At 58.7% G+C, this 16,896-nt stretch carries 16 protein-coding genes and 4 tRNA genes; 9 read left to right on the top strand and 11 right to left on the bottom strand.

Annotation, left to right across the window (positions count from 1 at the left end; genetic code table 11):
• The first annotated feature begins 115 nt into the window (after positions 1 to 115).
• Positions 116 to 973 carry an alpha/beta fold hydrolase gene (locus SIC14_RS13970; RefSeq protein WP_412562531.1) on the top strand — a complete coding sequence of 286 codons (858 nt, stop codon included), beginning with the start codon at positions 116 to 118 and terminating at the stop codon, positions 971 to 973.
• A gap of 10 nt (positions 974 to 983) precedes the next feature.
• Here SIC14_RS13970 and SIC14_RS13965 read toward each other — a convergent pair whose 3' ends face one another.
• Positions 984 to 1,859, bottom strand: a complete 876-nt coding sequence (locus SIC14_RS13965; RefSeq protein WP_412562530.1) for a glycosyltransferase family 2 protein — start codon at positions 1,857 to 1,859, stop codon at positions 984 to 986.
• 245 nt (positions 1,860 to 2,104) lie between these two features.
• Between SIC14_RS13965 and SIC14_RS13960 the strand changes: the two genes are divergently transcribed.
• Complete coding sequence (locus SIC14_RS13960) at positions 2,105 to 2,947, top strand: hypothetical protein (protein WP_412562529.1); 843 nt, start codon at positions 2,105 to 2,107, stop codon at positions 2,945 to 2,947.
• Positions 2,948 to 3,064: 117 nt separating this feature from the next.
• Here SIC14_RS13960 and SIC14_RS13955 read toward each other — a convergent pair.
• From SIC14_RS13955 to tgt, 10 genes are all read right to left on the bottom strand, one after another.
• Positions 3,065 to 3,141: transfer RNA gene (locus tag SIC14_RS13955), tRNA-Asp, on the bottom strand.
• 33 nt (positions 3,142 to 3,174) lie between these two features.
• A tRNA-Asp gene (locus tag SIC14_RS13950) sits at positions 3,175 to 3,251 on the bottom strand.
• Positions 3,252 to 3,413: 162 nt separating this feature from the next.
• Entirely contained in the window at positions 3,414 to 4,349 is a 936-nt protein-coding gene (locus SIC14_RS13945) for a pirin family protein (protein ID WP_412562528.1), read from the bottom strand.
• 145 nt (positions 4,350 to 4,494) lie between these two features.
• Positions 4,495 to 4,570: transfer RNA gene (locus SIC14_RS13940), tRNA-Val, on the bottom strand.
• A 180-nt stretch (positions 4,571 to 4,750) separates the two neighbouring features.
• Positions 4,751 to 4,826, bottom strand: a tRNA-Val gene (locus SIC14_RS13935).
• A 108-nt stretch (positions 4,827 to 4,934) separates the two neighbouring features.
• Complete coding sequence (locus SIC14_RS13930; protein ID WP_412562527.1) at positions 4,935 to 5,879, bottom strand: Bug family tripartite tricarboxylate transporter substrate binding protein; 945 nt, start codon at positions 5,877 to 5,879, stop codon at positions 4,935 to 4,937.
• Between the two features lie 197 nt (positions 5,880 to 6,076).
• On the bottom strand, positions 6,077 to 6,538 hold the full coding sequence (locus tag SIC14_RS13925) for an HU family DNA-binding protein (protein WP_412562526.1): 462 nt from the start codon (positions 6,536 to 6,538) through the stop codon (positions 6,077 to 6,079).
• Positions 6,539 to 6,718: 180 nt separating this feature from the next.
• Entirely contained in the window at positions 6,719 to 9,124 is a 2,406-nt protein-coding gene (gene lon / locus SIC14_RS13920) for an endopeptidase La (RefSeq protein ID WP_412562525.1), read from the bottom strand.
• A gap of 244 nt (positions 9,125 to 9,368) precedes the next feature.
• A complete protein-coding gene (locus SIC14_RS13915; protein ID WP_412562524.1) occupies positions 9,369 to 10,652 on the bottom strand; it encodes a PAS domain-containing protein in 1,284 nt (427 codons plus the stop codon).
• Positions 10,653 to 11,087: 435 nt separating this feature from the next.
• Positions 11,088 to 12,215 carry a tRNA guanosine(34) transglycosylase Tgt gene (tgt, locus tag SIC14_RS13910; RefSeq protein ID WP_412562523.1) on the bottom strand — a complete coding sequence of 376 codons (1,128 nt, stop codon included), beginning with the start codon at positions 12,213 to 12,215 and terminating at the stop codon, positions 11,088 to 11,090.
• A 158-nt stretch (positions 12,216 to 12,373) separates the two neighbouring features.
• Here tgt and SIC14_RS13905 point away from each other — a divergent pair, with 158 nt between their 5' ends.
• From SIC14_RS13905 to tpiA, 7 genes are all read left to right on the top strand, one after another.
• On the top strand, positions 12,374 to 13,270 hold the full coding sequence (locus SIC14_RS13905; RefSeq protein WP_412562522.1) for an SPFH domain-containing protein: 897 nt from the start codon (positions 12,374 to 12,376) through the stop codon (positions 13,268 to 13,270).
• Positions 13,270 to 13,536, top strand: coding sequence for an NfeD family protein (locus SIC14_RS13900; RefSeq protein WP_412562521.1), 267 nt, complete (start codon positions 13,270 to 13,272; stop codon positions 13,534 to 13,536). Before SIC14_RS13905 ends, SIC14_RS13900 begins: the two co-directional genes overlap by 1 nt.
• A gap of 120 nt (positions 13,537 to 13,656) precedes the next feature.
• The gene (locus tag SIC14_RS13895; protein WP_412562520.1) at positions 13,657 to 14,019 is read left to right on the top strand and encodes an SUF system Fe-S cluster assembly protein; all 363 of its coding nucleotides are present in this window, start codon (positions 13,657 to 13,659) and stop codon (positions 14,017 to 14,019) included.
• 141 nt (positions 14,020 to 14,160) lie between these two features.
• On the top strand, positions 14,161 to 14,787 hold the full coding sequence (locus SIC14_RS13890) for a MarR family transcriptional regulator (RefSeq protein WP_412562519.1): 627 nt from the start codon (positions 14,161 to 14,163) through the stop codon (positions 14,785 to 14,787).
• A 24-nt stretch (positions 14,788 to 14,811) separates the two neighbouring features.
• A complete protein-coding gene (locus SIC14_RS13885; RefSeq protein ID WP_412562518.1) occupies positions 14,812 to 15,549 on the top strand; it encodes a DUF3307 domain-containing protein in 738 nt (245 codons plus the stop codon).
• Positions 15,550 to 15,593: 44 nt separating this feature from the next.
• On the top strand, positions 15,594 to 15,944 hold the full coding sequence (locus tag SIC14_RS13880; RefSeq protein WP_412562517.1) for a HesB/IscA family protein: 351 nt from the start codon (positions 15,594 to 15,596) through the stop codon (positions 15,942 to 15,944).
• A 111-nt stretch (positions 15,945 to 16,055) separates the two neighbouring features.
• The gene (gene tpiA / locus SIC14_RS13875) at positions 16,056 to 16,808 is read left to right on the top strand and encodes a triose-phosphate isomerase (RefSeq protein WP_412562516.1); all 753 of its coding nucleotides are present in this window, start codon (positions 16,056 to 16,058) and stop codon (positions 16,806 to 16,808) included.
• The last annotated feature ends 88 nt before the right edge of the window (positions 16,809 to 16,896 follow it).

The following is a 16,896-nucleotide window of genomic DNA, read 5'->3' as shown; positions in this document are numbered from 1 at the left end:
AAGGGAGGGGGGCGTTGCCCCCCTTCTTGCTTTCCGCAATTCATCCCCCCAGAGTAGTTCTGGCAAGATGAAAGCGCCTTTCAATGATCCTCAAATACTCACAAAGGACCCGCTGATGCAGAGTGAAACACGTCGAGTGAACGGGATCGAGGTCGCCTATGATCTGCGCGGTCAGGGGCCGGGTCTGTTGCTGCTGCATGGCTTTCCGCAGACCCGTGCGATGTGGGGACCAATTGCGGGCACCCTGGCCACACGGTTCACCGTGGTGACGCCTGATTTGCGAGGCTATGGCGGCTCAGGCAAACCGGCAGAGGTGGCAGATTACAGTTTCCGTGACATGGCGCAGGATCAGGTGGCGCTGATGGCGCAGCTGGGGTTTGAGCAGTTTCATCTTGTGGGCCATGACCGCGGCGGGCGCACCGCACATCGGCTGGCCTTGGACCATGGCGCAGCGGTGCAGAGCCTGACGATGATGGACATCGTGCCAACGCATCTTCTGCTCAGCGATCTTAACCGCCATGTGGCCAAAGCCTATTACCACTGGTTCTTCCTGGCCCAGCCCTCACCCCTGCCGGAGACGATGATCGGTGCAGATCCGGAGGGTTATTTCATGTCCTGCCTGCAGGGCTGGGGTGCGGCGGATCCGGAGGGGTTTGAGGCCGCGCAGATGGCGGCCTATCGCAAGGCTTGGGCAGACCCAGAAGTGGTGCGGGGCATGTGCAACGACTACCGCGCCGCCCTTGAGGTGGATTTTGATCTGGATGCGGCGGATCTGGGCCGGCAGGTCACTTGCCCGACGCTGGTGCTCTACGGCGCGGAGGGGGCGATGGCAGCGGCCTATGATGTAGCGGCCACATGGGCGCCGCGTTGCGCGGACCTGCGTGCAGAAGCCGTGCCGGGTGGCCATTTCTTTCCCGACACCCACCCGACCGAAACCCTGGCCGCACTGAACCGTTTCCTGCCGGGGCCTTAAAGGGACCGCCCTAGAAGACGCCAGAGAACCGTTCGGGCAATTGAAACTGCAATTGATAATCGGGGCGGGCGAAGTTGTAGAAACCAGTGTCGCCACGCGGCCCGAAACTGCGCTGCATTTTGCGGCGATAAGGGCGCATGTCGAAACCTTCGACCTTCTCCAGATCGGCAAAAGCTTCAAACTCTGCACGGTCTTCGCCGCGGGCTTCGGCGAACCAGTGCCGGCCGATGGCAATGTCCTTGATGTCATCGCCAATCTCCCCCGTCACCGCGTTGCGGCGGTCCATTGCGGCGACATATTCAGGGAAATCGCAGAACTTCAGATGCATCAAATAAAGGCAATCGGGTGTGTAGAGCTTGTTGTGCTGGGTGTAATGCCCTCCCCGCGCGATCTTGGTGCTGGCGGAAATCACACAGGGCTTGGAGTAATGCGGCGCCAACCGGACATGGCGGCGCGGGCCAAGAATGGTGTCGGTGATGGCGTCGGGCTCTATATCGATGCGGTGGATCACCTCTAGGCCCAGAGGGGTCAGCACGCGGCGGATGGGCTGGTCCTTCAGATAATCCAGCAGGGAAACCCCTTCTTCGGGGTCAATCACCACCAGTTCATCCACGTCCCCCACGATCACATGGTTGTAGTAGCTGCGCAGCCCCCCCACGAGGTTGTTGAGCAACCGCCAGCGTTTCATGTCAAAGTTCTTGTGCGGATCACCGGGGATGCCAATGATGTTGCAGCCCTCTGCCAGTTCACTGACACCTTCGCCGCGACCGTGGTTGATGATGTAGAGGTTTTCGCGGCCAAAAATCGGACCGTAGTGGCGCAGCCAGGCTTTCAGAAAGAAGTGATCGTCGCGCACCATGGTGACGACTGCCGCTGTTGACTGCATGGATCCCTCCGGCCCTGTTCTGGGCTCTTTCCCTTGGCACTGCTCTGCTTTGCACTGATCTGGCGGCTTGCACACCACCCACCGGCTGTCCCGGCGTTTTCTTGATCTTTGGTAGCGGGTTTGAAGGCAATTGAGAAATAAAATATGTAACCAAAACAGGACGTCGCGGGGTGCGACATTGCAGGGCTGGCATGGCTCCTGCAGCACCTCAGACGTTCGCAACCGTTGGAAAGAGCTGGCCAGAGATGAGCACCGCACAGATGACGCCCGAAAACAAAGCCACCAAAGCCTCTGCAGATCCAGCCCGCAAAGGGGGCGACAAGTTGTTGAGTCTGCGGGAAACGGGGCGGCTCTACCATCCGGTGCATGATGTGCCGCTGACGCATTTTCAGGTGTTTGGCGAACGGGCCTCGGCCACCAATCTGGTGCGCAAACTGATTGAGAAAAACATCGAGATCGACGGCGCCATCGGCATGGGTTGGAAACATGCGGTGCCGCGCATGGTGGCGATCCCGAAATCCTACCTGATTGTCGGTGTTGTGCGCCATGCTGAGGCCTGGGCCCTGTCGATGCACAAACGCCCTTGGCATCTGGACCCTCGGCTGCATGTCTTTGACTTCTCTCGGTTTATTCGCACACCCTGGCGCGGCATCGTGGACCGCCCCACCGATTTTGAAGAACTGCCACGTAAGCTGCGCGATCAGGTGGATGGCATGCCGCTGCAGATGGATCTGCATCCAATCACCGGCCGGCCCTATAACAACTTGTTCCAGATGCGGGCGATCAAAATGGCCAGTCTGCTGAGCTTTATGAACCGCGGCTGCAACGTGGTATTGTTGAAGGCCGAACAGGTGCAGGACGATCCCGAAGGCTTTGCGGATTGGTTCAGCGAGACCCTGGCGCTCAAACGCCGTTCAGAGCGTTTTCAGGGCATTCACCGGCGATTGGGCAATCGTCACAAGCTGGCGGTGCCGGATGAGCTGCGCGGCAGCACGCCCAAAGAGATGTCACAGCAGGACCGCAAGTTTATGCGCTCTGCGCTGGATATGCAGCTGGAGGAGCTGGTGGGCTATACCTATCCGGAATGAACGCCGCGTCTTGGCGTGCCGCTCAAAAAGGGCGCGCCAGTTCATTTCTCTGATCACTTGCCCTCAAAACCACAAAAGCACCCCGAAGGGTGCTTTGTTTCCTCCCGAAGGAAGAAGTGGCGCGGTTGACGGGGCTCGAACCCGCGACCCCCGGCGTGACAGGCCGGTACTCTAACCAACTGAGCTACAACCGCGCATCTGGCACTCTGACGACGTTTGAACAGTGGTGGCGCGGTTGACGGGGCTCGAACCCGCGACCCCCGGCGTGACAGGCCGGTACTCTAACCAACTGAGCTACAACCGCTCACTGTTCGCTCATCGTCTTGAGCGTGAGGGGTGTTTATTCTGCGTCACCGGTGGCGTCAAGCGGATCATGACACAAAAATCACAAAAGTTTCCCGACCCGCCTGAAGCCCCTTTTTTCCTTGGCTTTGAGGGCGCAAATTTCTTTGCAACGCCAGTGGGTTCAGTCCGGCAGTGGGATGAATTCGCCATCATCACCAGGCGGCAGTTGGAATCGCCCATGCGCCCAGTCTCCGGCCCGCCAGGCCTCCTTTGCGGCCTCGATCCGTTCCTTGCTGGAGGCGACGAAATTCCACCAGATATGGCGTGGACCATTCATCGTCTCGCCTCCCAGAAGCAGGACCCGTGCACCCTCGGCGCCCGCTTTGACCGAGATGGAATCGCCTGGGCGGAAGACCAGCATGCGCCCCGCCTCATAGTCCTGCCCGCCCTGCGAAACCGCCCCCTCAATCACGTAAACCGCGCGGTCTTCGTGATCGTCAGGCAGCGGCAACTGGGCACCGGCCTCCATCAACGTGTCGGCGTAGAACAGATCCGAGGGCAGCGGCACTGGCGCCTCTTCCCCATAAGCGCGACCCAGAATCAACCGCATCTGCTTGCCCTCTCCTTCCAGAACCGGCAGGTCCTCTTTCGGGCTGTGGTGGAACAGCGGCGCGTCATCCTCATGGCCGTCCGGTAGCGCCAGCCAGGTCTGGATGCCGAACATATTGAACGGCTTTTCACGCATCTCTTCATCGGTGCGTTCAGAATGGGTGATGCCGTAGCCCGCCTTCATCCAATTCACCGCCCCCGGTTCAATCCACTGGTCAGTGCCCAGGGAATCGCGGTGGTGCAGGCGACCCTTGTAAAGGTAGGTCACCGTGCCAAGACCGATATGCGGATGTGGCCGGACATCGATCCCCTGCCCCGTCAGAAACTCTGCCGGCCCCATCTGGTCAAAGAAGATAAATGGCCCGACCATCTGGCGGCGGCCATGCGGCAAGGCACGGCGCACCTCAAAGCCACCCAGATCGCGGGCGCGCGGGACAATGACGGTTTCAATCTGATCCACCTGATCGCCAATCGGCGTGTGGATGTCTAGCAGTGGGTTCCAACTCATATCGGTGCCTCCTTTGCCCCCAAGATAGAGCCGTCGACACAGAACAGTAGCCCCAGCAGAGGACAGGTTCTGTGCATGGGTGCAGAGGGAGAACGCTCACGCAGATCGACCGAACGATCGATAAGATAATTAATCAAGGGAGAAATGGTGGGTCGTGAGAGGCTCGAACTCCCGACATCTTCGGTGTAAACGAAGCGCTCTACCAACTGAGCTAACGACCCGTTAGGCGCTACCTACCCAATGCCCTGCGGAGGCGCAAGGGGGGCTGTTGGAATTTTCGGGAAAATTTCGAGACTGTGTTTCAGTAGGATAAACAACCTCAAGAGGCCTTAGCCAATCGCTCAAACGACGGAACAAGCGCCAGCCGATGTTCGCGTAAGGTAGAGCATTCAGAGGGGAAATGGTGGGTCGTGAGAGGCTCGAACTCCCGACATCTTCGGTGTAAACGAAGCGCTCTACCAACTGAGCTAACGACCCGTGAGGCGCTGTCTATCCAATGTCGCAGAGCACTGCAAGGGCTTGTGACAGGAAATTGAAATTTTCTTTATCCCGTTTTTCAGATCTGGCGGAACCCTTTGTTTTTGCTCACTCCGTGAAGCCCAGTTCCCGCAGGGCCGCATCCATTTCTGCGGTTATTGTGCCGATCTGCGCCCCCCACTCTTCGGCGCCAGCCACAGAGGAAGCATCCAGGCCAACAGAGGTCAGGAACGCCTGATAGACCACATGGTTCATCGCGTTCAGCAGCGCCGCTTCGATCTGTTTCGCAACCGCGTCCGGGGTTTCACGATGCACCACAAAGCCGCGCACGGTTGAGAAGCTGACGTCGATCCCCAATTCTTTTGCGGTGGTCACCTCCGGTAAAGCTGCCAGACGCCGGTCCGCCAGAACAACAATTGGGCAAATCGCACCCGTGGCAATTTCCGCCCCTGCCTCCGCCAGGTTCAGCACCGCCACATCCACCGACCCTGCGACCAGCTGCTCTGCCAGTTGTCCCCCGCCGGAGTAAGGCTGCACTTCGGGCGCAGCCAATCCCCCTTTCTTGGTGAACATATGGGCCGAGACATCATCGATATTGCCCAAATGCGTGGTGCCATAGGTCAGACCATATTGCCGCTGTGCGTCAACAAAGGCCCCGGCATCCGCGTAGCTGCCGCAGCGCACCATCAGGATTTGAGGATCATCCGTGCCGCGGGCGATGGGACGGATATCTTCCAGTGTCAGTTTGCTTCGCCCATGTGCCATGCTGGCGGCATGGCCTGAGGTGAAGACAAGGATGGTATGGCCGTCTGCGACCTGGTCCAGAAAATGATCCATCGCCACACCGCCGCCCCAACCGCGTTTGTTGACAACAACCATATCGGTTTTCAGCTCCAGCCGCGCCCGCAGCATCATCATTCGGGCGGTGACATCGGTACCGCCTCCGGGGCCGGCGTGGGTCAGCACTTCGATTGTGCGGGTCGGGAACTCATTCGCGGCAGCGGCGCCGCACAGCAAAGCAATGGTGTAAAGCGTGGTGAGCAGTGTCTTCATGGTCGCCCTCCCTGGCTGGGGTCATGCCGTGTTCGGTCGAATCGATATATGCGTCTCACAATAGCAGAACACTTTCACACCACTGGTCCAAGTCTGGGCTTCCCCGGCCCTAACGAAAAACCCGAACGACTGGCGTCCGGGTTTAAGGTTTTTTGGGGTCCACCTGCAATCTGCGGGCGGGATGTCTGCCAGTGTCGTTATTCCGCCGCTTCCGCAACCGGATCATCATCCGATGGTTTTTCTGCAGCGTCGTCTTTGATGGTCTGGCGCACCTTGCAGGTCATCACACGGGCCGAGGACAGGTGCTTCATCCGGTTCACGCGGATCTTGCCCAGCGGCTGCATATTGACCTCGCGGCCCTCGGCCAGCGCGGCGCCGAGAATTTCAAGAGCCGCCTCAATCGCCGGCTTTGCGTCACGTTTCTTCACCCCGGCGCGTTCGACAACCATGTCGATCAGCTCAACCTTTTTCAGTTCCGGCAGAGTGGAGGTTGGGACGCTTTCCTGCACCACAACCGTTTCAGGCGCAGCTTTCGCAGCCACCTTGGCCGGAGCGGGCTTGCGGGTCTTGGGAAGAGCCGACTTTGTCGCCTTTGCCGCGACAGGTTTGGTGGTTTTGGTGGGTGTTTTGCTCGATTTCGTGGTGGTGCTACGTGCCATGGAGATGCCTCTGCCCCGATTATGAATTTGTTATTGTTGCCAGATTATCCACAAACGCCTGAAAAATCCAGAGTCTGTCGGAATTTCGACAGGTATTTCACAGAACTGTTGCCACGCCATAAACAAACGCCCCCGGATTTCTCCGAGGGCGTTTGCAGATGTTTCTGAACCCTTGCGGGCTTAATGTGCGACGGCACCGGAGCCGGATTTACCCTTAAGCGCAGCAGCGGCGGCGGCCTCTTCGGCCTCCTCATCCCATTCAATCGCTTCGGGCGTGCCGGTCAGCGCCAGTTTCAGCACTTCGGTCACATGGGTGACCGGAATGATCTCTAGCCCGGCCTTCACATTGTCCGGAATATCCGCCAGATCCTTTTCGTTCTCTTCAGGGATGAGAACGGTTTTGATCCCGCCGCGCAGGGCGGCCAGCAGTTTTTCCTTCAGACCGCCGATGGGCATGGCATTACCACGCAGGGACACCTCACCGGTCATCGCAATATCCTTGCGCACCGGAATGCCGGTCAGAACCGAAACAATCGAGGTCACCATCGCCAGACCGGCCGAAGGGCCGTCTTTGGGCGTTGCGCCATCGGGCACGTGCACGTGGATGTCCCACTTTTCGAACTGCGGCGGTTTCACACCGATTTGCGGTGCCACCGAACGCACGTAGGACGAAGCCGCATCAATCGACTCTTTCATCACGTCGCCCAGTTTACCGGTGGTCTTCATCCGACCTTTGCCCGGCAGCTTCAGCGCCTCAATATGAAGCAGATCACCACCAACCGAGGTATAGGCCAAACCGGTGACAACGCCGACCTGATCCTCTTTTTCGGCCAGACCGTAGCGGAACTTCTTCACGCCGAGGAAATCATCGATGTTGTCCGCATTGACGGTGATCGAGTCCGCTTCGCCTTTGACGATCTTGGTGATCGCCTTCCGCGCCATCTTGCCGACCTCACGTTCCATGTTCCGCACGCCCGCTTCACGGGTGTAATGGCGAACCACTTCGGTCAGGGCAGATTCTTCGACCGCGAACTCTTTTTTCTTGAGACCGTGGTTTTTGACCTGCTTGGGCACGAGGTGCTGTTTGGCAATCTCGATCTTCTCGTCCTCGGTGTAACCGGCAAGCGGGATGATCTCCATCCGGTCCAGCAGCGGGCCCGGCATGTTGTAGCTGTTCGAGGTGGTCAGGAACATCACGTTGGACAGGTCGTATTCGACCTCCAGATAGTGATCGACAAAGGTGCCGTTCTGTTCCGGATCCAGCACTTCCAGCATGGCCGATGCGGGATCACCACGGAAGTCCTGCCCCATCTTGTCGATCTCATCGAGCAAGATCAGCGGGTTGGTGGTTTTCGCCTTTTTCAGCGCCTGGATGATCTTACCGGGCATCGAGCCGATATAGGTCCGACGGTGGCCACGGATTTCGGATTCATCGCGCACACCGCCAAGGCTGATGCGGATAAATTCGCGTCCCGTCGCCTTGGCAACCGATTTCCCAAGCGAGGTTTTACCCACACCGGGCGGGCCAACAAGGCAGAGGATCGGGCCTTTCAGCTTCTTCGAACGCTGCTGCACCGCGAGGTACTCAACAATCCGCTCTTTGACCTTCTCCAGACCATAGTGATCCTTGTCCAGAATGTCCTGCGCCCGGCCCAGGTCTTTCTTGACGCGCGACTTCACACCCCACGGGATCGACAGGATCCAGTCGAGGTAATTGCGCACCACAGTGGCCTCGGCGCTCATGGGCGACATGTTCTTGAGCTTCTTCAGCTCTGCGTCGACCTTTTCCTTGGCCTCTTTCGACAGTTTGGTCGCGGCGATTTTCTCTTCCAGCTCGGTGATCTCATTCGAGCCATCCTCGCCATCGCCCAGCTCCTTCTGAATGGCCTTCATCTGCTCATTCAGATAGTATTCACGCTGGGTGCGCTCCATCTGGGATTTGACACGGGTTTTGATCTTTTTCTCGACCTGCAGCACGGACATTTCGCCCTGCATCAGCCCGTAGACCTTTTCCAACCGCTCCGACACGCTGAGGGTTTCCAGAAGCTCCTGCTTCTGGGCCACTTCGATGCCCAGGTGACCGGCCACCAGATCAGCCAGCTTGGCCGGATCATCGGTTTCCGACACTGTGACCAGCGCCTCTTCGGGAATGTTCTTTTTGACTTTGGCGTAGCGCTCAAACTCGGTGCCAACGGTGCGCAGCAGCGCCTCGATGGTGGCGATGTCACCGGGAATCTCATTGAGATATTCCGCGCGCGCTTCAAAAAAGTCATCGTTTTCAAGGTAGTCCGTGATTTTCACACGGGCCTGCCCTTCGACCAGCACCTTCACGGTGCCATCGGGCAGTTTCAGCAGCTGCAGCACATTGGCCAGCACGCCGCTGTTGTAAATGCCGTCAGCCTGCGGATCATCCTCTGCCGGATCAATCTGGCTGGACAGCAGAATTTGCTTGTCGTCCTGCATCACCTCTTCCAGCGCGCGGACGGATTTTTCCCGACCGACAAACAGCGGCACGATCATGTGGGGGAACACAACGATGTCGCGCAGCGGGAGGACTGGATAGGATGCGTTGAGTGGCTCTTGCATGCGTTTTCCTTGTTCTTGGCAAAAAGGCACCGGTCCCAAAAGTGGCAACCCCGGCCTTCTCCGTTTCGTGAGATTTAATTTGGGGGCGGCTCCCCCGATTTCAACCGCACGATCCTTTCGCAGTTTCAATTTGCCGTGCGTCGCAAGGAGTAGCAAGGCGCGAATTCGCCCGCGCCTCCAATTGTCGGGGGCACGGGCGTTTTTTCAGGCGCAAAAATCAGGCCAAGTTGGGGTCAGGTTTAAATCAATCCTCATTGATCGGCCCGGTCATCGACCGGTCCACCCCTTTGAGGATCGCGTTGACCGCTTTTTGCACCTTGGCCAGGTGGGCTTCGACATCATCGTGGAAGGCGTCCAGTCGCCCAACGATATTGTCCAGCCCCTTGGCCGTATCCCGCAGCGTTCCCGCTTCGACCCGGCAGGCAATTCGGATCGTGGAGAGGCCCAGGATCATGCGACGCAGGAATTCGGTGCGCCGTTTGATTGTGATTGCGGATTGGATGCCTTGGATGACCGCCTGCATCGACTGACGTTTATAGCCGTTCAACAGGTGGTGCAGATGGTGGATCTCATCCTCCTTGGTGGTGCGCCCACCCAGGCAGTTTTCTTTTTCGAACTTTTCGCACATCTCCTCCATCAGATGCGATGTGCAGAGCAAGAAGAACGAGTTCTGATCTCGCGAAACGTCCCAGATACCCTCGTACTTCTCTGAAACATGAAGCGTTTTCAGATGGTTCTGAATGTCACGCAGCATCAGATCATAGTTTTTGGCAATCTCATTGATGGTCGAGCGCCCCACCTTCAGTTTGGCGGCAAAGATCTTCATGTTGGCGGTCAGCAGGGCCGCGTTGTCGAACTTCTCCGACAAAAGCGCCAACTCACTGCGCAATTCCTTCGCATTGGTCGAGATGGTATCGATATTGGACAGGTCGTTGAACTTGGGCCGGTGCAGGGTTTCGCGGCGGCTTTCAAACTCGGTATAGAGCGCATGGGCCTGGAACATCGCATAGGTCGGGAACCCCAGATCTTGCACCCGATCCATCAGACGCATGGCGCTTTCTTCCGGGCTTAGATCAAGCTCCTGTTCATCGCGCAGGATGTCCTTGTAAAGCGCCTGCACCCCTTCAAACAACTCGGAAGAAGGTTTCATCCGCACCGAAAGGAAACCACCTGTAACCGGCGAAGCGATGGCAAAGACCCAGTAGTATTTGCCCTCTTTAGTCTTGTTCTTCACATAGGCACCAACCGGCACCCCGTTTTCCAGACCATTCCACAGCAGCCAAAACACCGCCTTTGGCACTTCGCTGTGCCGGATGATCCGATGCGGCGCGCCCTGCAGTTCGCTGCCATCAAAACCGGCAATGCGTACAAAGACTTCGTTATAGGCCTCAATCACACCGCGCTTATCCGTGCGCGAGAAAAACAATTCCTGAATTCCAAAAGCTTCTTCGACGTTTACTTCCGGCACAGTACGGGGATTGACCGGGCCTTCATCTACCTTGAACGGGTCAGTCGGCATCGTGTTCATCGTTATATCCATTTTTGCCAGCTGCGGTGACAGGGGTCCTTCACCGTTCAGGTGGGGAGGAACGGAACTCCGGCATAGGGCAGCTGAACCAGCCGGAAAGGACGATCATATCGCACTTAGGGCAACGGCCTAATGCGGGGTCTGTTTAGGGGTAAAATCACGGGTAAGTTGGCGCGTTGGGGGTGACAAATCACCCATCAAAATTGGCAAAATCGAATTTGCGCCAAGCCCAGAGGGGCTTAGGAGATGTGAGGCAAATATACCTTTCCCAAGCCCTGCGACATTTTTTCAATCAAAAGAGGGAAATTTCACACAGAAACAAAGGTGTATTCCGGTGACATATTAACTTTTCGACCCACGCCCTGCCCCAGAAACGTAAAACGGCCCGCTCGGGTTTCCTGCGGCGGGCCGTCAGAAACGACAAAAAACACGCGGTCAGAGGCGTTCGATATCCCCATGCGCGCGGGTCTCGTGGAAGTCTTTCTGGAACGCTTCAAACGTGCCTGCCGCAATCGCATCGCGCATGCCCTGCATCAGCTCTTGGTAATAGTGCAGATTGTGCCAGGTCAGCAGCATCCCCGAAATCATTTCCTGGCTGCGGTAGACGTGGTGCAGATAGGCACGAGAGTAGTTGCTGCAGGCGGGGCAGCTGCAGTTTTCATCCAAGGGACGCGGATCGTCCTGATGGCGGGCGTTCTTGATATTCACAACGCCAAAACGGGTGAAGGCCTGACCGGTGCGCCCCGAACGGGACGGCAACACACAGTCCATCATATCAATGCCACGGGCCACTGCACCGACAATGTCATCGGGCTTGCCAACTCCCATCAGATAGCGCGGCTTGTCCTCGGGCAGCATATCCGGCGCAAAGTCGAGGCAGCCGAACATGTTTTCCTGCCCCTCCCCCACGGCCAGGCCACCCACGGCGTAACCGTCAAAACCGATCTCTTTCAACGCCTCGGCGCTTTCTTCACGGAAATCCTGTTCCAGACCACCCTGCTGAATGCCAAAAAGCGCATGGCCGGGACGATCCCCAAACGCATCGCGCGACCGCTGCGCCCACCGCATCGACATGCGCATGGATTTGGCGATGGTGTCACGATCCGCCGGCAAAGCAGGGCATTCGTCAAAACACATCACAATGTCCGACCCCAGCAGGCGCTGGATCTCCATCGAGCGTTCCGGCGTCAGCTCATGGCGTGAGCCGTCAATGTGGGATTTGAAGGTCACGCCCTTTTCGGTCAGCTTACGCAGACCGGCCAGCGACATCACCTGAAACCCGCCCGAATCCGTCAGGATCGGCTTGTCCCAGTTCATGAACTTATGCAGCCCACCAAGCGCGTCGATCCGTTCGGCCGTGGGGCGCAGCATCAGGTGGTAGGTGTTGCCCAAAAGGATGTCCGCACCAGTGGCCGCCACACTTTCCGGCATCATCGCCTTCACAGTGGCAGCGGTGCCCACAGGCATAAAGGCCGGTGTGTGGATATCGCCACGGGTGGTGTGGATCACGCCTGTGCGCGCCTTGCCATCCTGCCCCAGCTTCTCAAAGGAAAATCCGCTCATCCTGCCTGACCTCTCCGTCACTCGTGTTTCTGCCACGATCATTCGTCCAAACTGCGCCATGAAACGCAAATTCGGCGCTCAATAGCCGCTCCCCCTCTGGAAGGCAAAGGCGGATTTGACTATCTAGAAGGGGAATTTGCCAAAAGGAATAGTCTAAAATGGACAACCTCTTTCTTGATTTTGTTGTAAATAACCCGATGACAGTGATCTGGTTGCTGATCGCCCTGTTCCTCATCGCGGTGATCTTCAAAGGTGTCCGCATCGTGCCGCAATCTCAGAAGTTTGTGGTCGAACGCTTTGGCCGCCTGCATTCGGTTCTTGGGCCGGGGATCAACGTGATTGTGCCCTTCCTCGACAAGGTGGCGCATCAGATCTCGATCCTGGAACGCCAGCTGCCCAATGCCAGCCAGGACGCCATCACCAAAGACAACGTGCTGGTGCAGATCGACACCTCGGTGTTCTACCGCATTCTGGAGCCGGAAAAGACCGTGTACCGGATCCGCGACGTGGACGGTGCGATCTCGACCACCGTGGCCGGTATCGTGCGAGCCGAGATTGGTAAGATGGATCTGGATGAGGTGCAGTCGAACCGGGCGCAGCTAATCAATCAGATCCAAAACCTGGTTGAGGACGCCGTGGACGATTGGGGCATTGAAGTGACCCGCGCCGAAATCCTGGATGTGAACCTGGATCAGGCCACCCGTGATGCAATGCTGCAGCAGCTCAACGCCGAACGCGCCCGCCGCGCACAGGTGACCGAGGCCGAGGGCGAAAAACGCTCGGTCGAGCTGGCGGCCGACGCGGAACTTTACGCCGCCGAACAAACCGCCAAGGCCCGCCGGATCGAAGCCGAGGCCGAAGCCTATGCCACCGAAGTGGTGGCCAAGGCGATCCGTGAAAACGGCATTGAGGCGGCACAGTATCAGGTCGCGCTGAAACAGGTGGAATCGCTGAACGCGCTGGGTGCAGGTGAAGGCAAACAGACAATTGTACTGCCCGCCCATGCGCTGGAGGCCTTTGGCGATGCGTTCAAACTGCTGAAAGGGGGCAAGTGATGTCGATCTTTGAAGTCTGGTGGGTCTGGCTGGCGCTGGCCCTTGGCCTTGGCACGGCAGAGATCTTTCTGCCCGGCTCGATCTTTCTGGGCTTTGCAGCCGGGGCGGCGCTGACGGCGCCGCTGGCGGGTCTCACCGCCCTCACCCTGCCGCAGCTGGCCGTAGCTTTTGCGGTGCTGTCGCTGGCCTCCTGGCTGGTGATGCGCAAGGTCTTTGGTTTCCGCCAGTCGGGCATCAAAACCTTTGAGAACGATATCAACGACTAACCTGCGTTGAACCACACAGGATCGGGGCGACGCTTTGCCCCGATCCAAATTTGCCGGCTGCTCTGGACCTCCCCCCCTATAAACCTTATATGAACGGTCAGGTTAAAATGGACGGCTGTCATGAACGAAAATGTAGAACCGCTGGAAGGCGCCCCGCTGATCGCCCCTTCCTCTGTCTCCCATCCGCTGTATGAAAAGGTGGTTGAGGCCTGTCGCACGGTTTATGACCCCGAGATTCCGGTCAACATCTATGACCTCGGGCTGATCTACACCATCGCAATTACCGACGATAACCGCGTTTCGGTCATCATGACCCTGACAGCGCCGGGCTGCCCCGTTGCCGGTGAAATGCCGGGCTGGGTTGTGGATGCGGTTGAACCGCTGGACGGCGTGCAGCACGTTGAGGTGGACCTCACCTGGGAACCGCCCTGGGGCATGGAAATGATGAGCGATGAGGCCCGTCTGGAACTGGGCTTTATGTGAACGCAGCTTTCAGCGTTGATGTGACAGGCAGGCCTTCGGGCCTGCTTTCTTTTGCAGAAGCCAATTTTGGGTTCCTTCACCAGAAAGAAGCCAAATTAAGGCTCTCTTGACAAAAGAAGCCAAAAAGGGCTTCTTATACATATGCCAAACGTAGCCCCCAACATAGCCGTGCTGACCGGCGATCTGATCCGCTCCACCGATCTGCGGGCCGCGGACCTGCGCCGCGCCATTGCGGCGTTGCAACAGGCCGCCGAAGACATCGCCGCATGGGACGGGGTGGAAACAGCCTTTGGCCTGCGCGGCGGGGATGGCTGGCAGCTGGTCCTTCGCCCGGCGCCGCTGGCCCTGCGGGCGGCCCTGACCCTGCGGGCCGCACTGCGGACGCTGGGCAAAAGTTATGACAGCCGCATCGCCATTGCGGACGGCGGTGATGCAATGCCCCCCGACGGCAATCCAAACGCGGCGCTGGGCCCGGTCTATGTCACCTCCGGCCGGGCGCTGGAGGCCATGAAAGGCGAAGATGGCCTGCGCTGGGGCACTGAGGCCAAGGGCGCAGCCACCCTTTTGGCTGATCACATCAGCCGCGACTGGACGCCGGCGCAGGCGCGCGCCCTCACGCCACAGCTGGCACCGCAGCCGCCCCGCCGGGAAGACACCGCCAAGATCCTGCACATCAGCCGCCAGTCGGTGAACAAGGCCCTTTGGGCCGCCGGATATCCAGCCTTGTCAGAGGCCCTGCAAATGATCGAAACTGCCCTAGACCAATGACCCATTTCATCCCAAGGCCTTTTGATGTTTGAAACCTTTGCCGCCCTGCTTTTTGCCCATGTTCTGGCGGATTTTGTCCTGCAAACCAATTGGATGGCGGCCCGCAAACGCCATCCCGGTGTGCTGCTGCTGCATGGGGTGCTGGTCCTGTTGACCGCCCAGATCTCCCTTGGACAATTCACCGCCTGGCCGCTGCTGGTCTTGGCGCTGGTCCACCTGATGATCGACACCGTGAAAACCTACGGCGGCTTTGACAGTCTGACGGGATTCCTCACCGATCAAGCGGCGCATCTCCTGTCGCTCCTTGTGGTCAGCCTGCTGTTTCCAACGCTCTGGCACAGTGGTTTCTGGGCTAGCTGCGCCAAAATTGCCCCCTACCTGCCGGCCCTGATGACCCTGATCGCCGGAGCCCTGCTGGCGACACGGGCGGGTGGCTTTGCCACGGGCCTGTTGATGCGTGGCCATGCGGTCTCCGACGACCCTGAGGATCAGGGCCTGCCCGGCGGCGGCGCCACCATCGGCCATTTGGAACGTGGGCTGATCTACCTGCTGGTGCTCTCGGGCAACCTCAGCGGCATCGGTTTTCTGGTGGCGGCCAAATCCATCCTGCGCTTCGGCACAGTGTCGGGAGATCGCAAAGCCACGGAATATGTCATCATCGGCACCCTGTTCAGCTTTGGCTGGGCGTTGATCGTCGCTCTTTTGATTCAAAAACTGTTGATCCCGCTGCCACCGCTTGAGATCGCCCCCAAACCCACCTAAATAGAAGACACCAACGCGCAACAGTTCCCCCAAAGGACCTTGATATGTTCTCGATCCCCGGCAAACAGGCCGTGAGCCTGACCCCGAAAGCCGCCGCACAGATTGCCAAACTGATGGAGAAAGACGGCCATCAGGGGCTGCGCATTGGGGTGAAGAAGGGCGGATGCGCGGGCATGGAATACACCATGGACTACGCCGAAGCGATTGATCCCAACGATGAGATTGTGGAACAGGACGGCGCGCGGGTGATGATCGCTCCAATGGCGCAGATGTTCCTGTTCGGGACCGAGATTGACTATGAGGTCTCGCTGCTGGAGGCGGGGTTCAAGTTCAACAACCCGAACGTGACCGAAGCCTGCGGCTGTGGCGAATCCATCAAATTCGCCGGAATGTGACCCGCCGGACGGCTGATTTTCCCCCTCCCCCTTGCGCTTTGCTAGGCTGTTGGTGCAACTGACAGTCATCACGTTACTGCGTGCAAATCGGATTTTGAGGGAGTGGATGAAATGCGCCGTAAACTGGCCGCTGGCAATTGGAAAATGAACGGGCTTTCGACGCAGCTGGACCAGCTGGACGCGCTGACCACCGCCCATACCGACCCTACTGTGGATCTGATGATCTGCCCCCCGGACACTCTGGTCGGGGCAGCGGCGGCCCGGGTTGGCAACAAACCCCTGATGATCGGCGGACAGGACTGTCACCATGCCACCTCAGGCGCCCATACCGGCGACACTTCGGCCGAAATGCTGGCCGATGCCGGCGCCAAGGCTGTGATCCTGGGCCATTCCGAACGCCGCGAGGATCACGGCGAAAGCGATGAGCTGATCCGCCAGAAAGCCCGCGCCGCCCATGAGGCCGGTCTGATCACCGTGATCTGCGTCGGCGAGTCGCTGGAGCAACGCGAAGCGGCCAATACGCTCGACATCATCGGCGGCCAGCTGGCAGCCTCGATCCCCGACAATTCCACCGGTGAAAACCTTGTGGTGGCCTATGAGCCGATCTGGGCCATTGGCACCGGCAAAATCCCGACGCTGGACCAGATCGGCGAAGTGCATGACTTCATCCGCGCCCGTCTGGAACGCCGCTTTGGCACCGGTGTGGGCCGATCCACCCGCCTGCTCTATGGCGGTTCGGTGAAACCTGCCAACGCGACCGAGATCTTTGCCGTCTCCAACGTCGACGGCGCCCTTGTGGGCGGCGCCAGCCTGAAAGCCGAAGATTTCACCGGCATCATCTCGGCGCTGGAAGCGGCGGTATAAGCCAGGTCACAAAGCTGCGCGTCTGGCCTCAGGCCCGTTGACGCGCAGCCCCCGCCGCCCCTAGCCTCCGGGGAATCCCGCACGAGGC

The organism is Thalassobius sp. MITS945101 (assembly GCF_047123305.1).
Taxonomy (GTDB): Bacteria; Pseudomonadota; Alphaproteobacteria; order Rhodobacterales; family Rhodobacteraceae; genus Thalassobius.
Note: the sequence above shows the minus strand (reverse complement) of the source record. Positions and strands in the feature narration are given on the sequence as shown.

Coding starts and splice junctions, on each gene's coding strand:
- SIC14_RS13895 (WP_412562520.1), top strand. CDS start 13,657: ATGAACGAAAATGTAGAACCGCTGGAAGGCGCCCCGCTGATCGCCCCT.
- SIC14_RS13965 (WP_412562530.1), bottom strand. CDS start 1,859: ATGCAGTCAACAGCGGCAGTCGTCACCATGGTGCGCGACGATCACTTC.
- SIC14_RS13960 (WP_412562529.1), top strand. CDS start 2,105: ATGAGCACCGCACAGATGACGCCCGAAAACAAAGCCACCAAAGCCTCT.
- SIC14_RS13925 (WP_412562526.1), bottom strand. CDS start 6,538: ATGGCACGTAGCACCACCACGAAATCGAGCAAAACACCCACCAAAACC.
- SIC14_RS13890 (WP_412562519.1), top strand. CDS start 14,161: ATGCCAAACGTAGCCCCCAACATAGCCGTGCTGACCGGCGATCTGATC.
- SIC14_RS13915 (WP_412562524.1), bottom strand. CDS start 10,652: ATGAACACGATGCCGACTGACCCGTTCAAGGTAGATGAAGGCCCGGTC.
- SIC14_RS13905 (WP_412562522.1), top strand. CDS start 12,374: ATGGACAACCTCTTTCTTGATTTTGTTGTAAATAACCCGATGACAGTG.
- tgt (WP_412562523.1), bottom strand. CDS start 12,215: ATGAGCGGATTTTCCTTTGAGAAGCTGGGGCAGGATGGCAAGGCGCGC.
- SIC14_RS13885 (WP_412562518.1), top strand. CDS start 14,812: ATGTTTGAAACCTTTGCCGCCCTGCTTTTTGCCCATGTTCTGGCGGAT.
- lon (WP_412562525.1), bottom strand. CDS start 9,124: ATGCAAGAGCCACTCAACGCATCCTATCCAGTCCTCCCGCTGCGCGAC.
- SIC14_RS13945 (WP_412562528.1), bottom strand. CDS start 4,349: ATGAGTTGGAACCCACTGCTAGACATCCACACGCCGATTGGCGATCAG.
- SIC14_RS13900 (WP_412562521.1), top strand. CDS start 13,270: ATGTCGATCTTTGAAGTCTGGTGGGTCTGGCTGGCGCTGGCCCTTGGC.
- SIC14_RS13970 (WP_412562531.1), top strand. CDS start 116: ATGCAGAGTGAAACACGTCGAGTGAACGGGATCGAGGTCGCCTATGAT.
- SIC14_RS13930 (WP_412562527.1), bottom strand. CDS start 5,879: ATGAAGACACTGCTCACCACGCTTTACACCATTGCTTTGCTGTGCGGC.
- SIC14_RS13880 (WP_412562517.1), top strand. CDS start 15,594: ATGTTCTCGATCCCCGGCAAACAGGCCGTGAGCCTGACCCCGAAAGCC.
- tpiA (WP_412562516.1), top strand. CDS start 16,056: ATGCGCCGTAAACTGGCCGCTGGCAATTGGAAAATGAACGGGCTTTCG.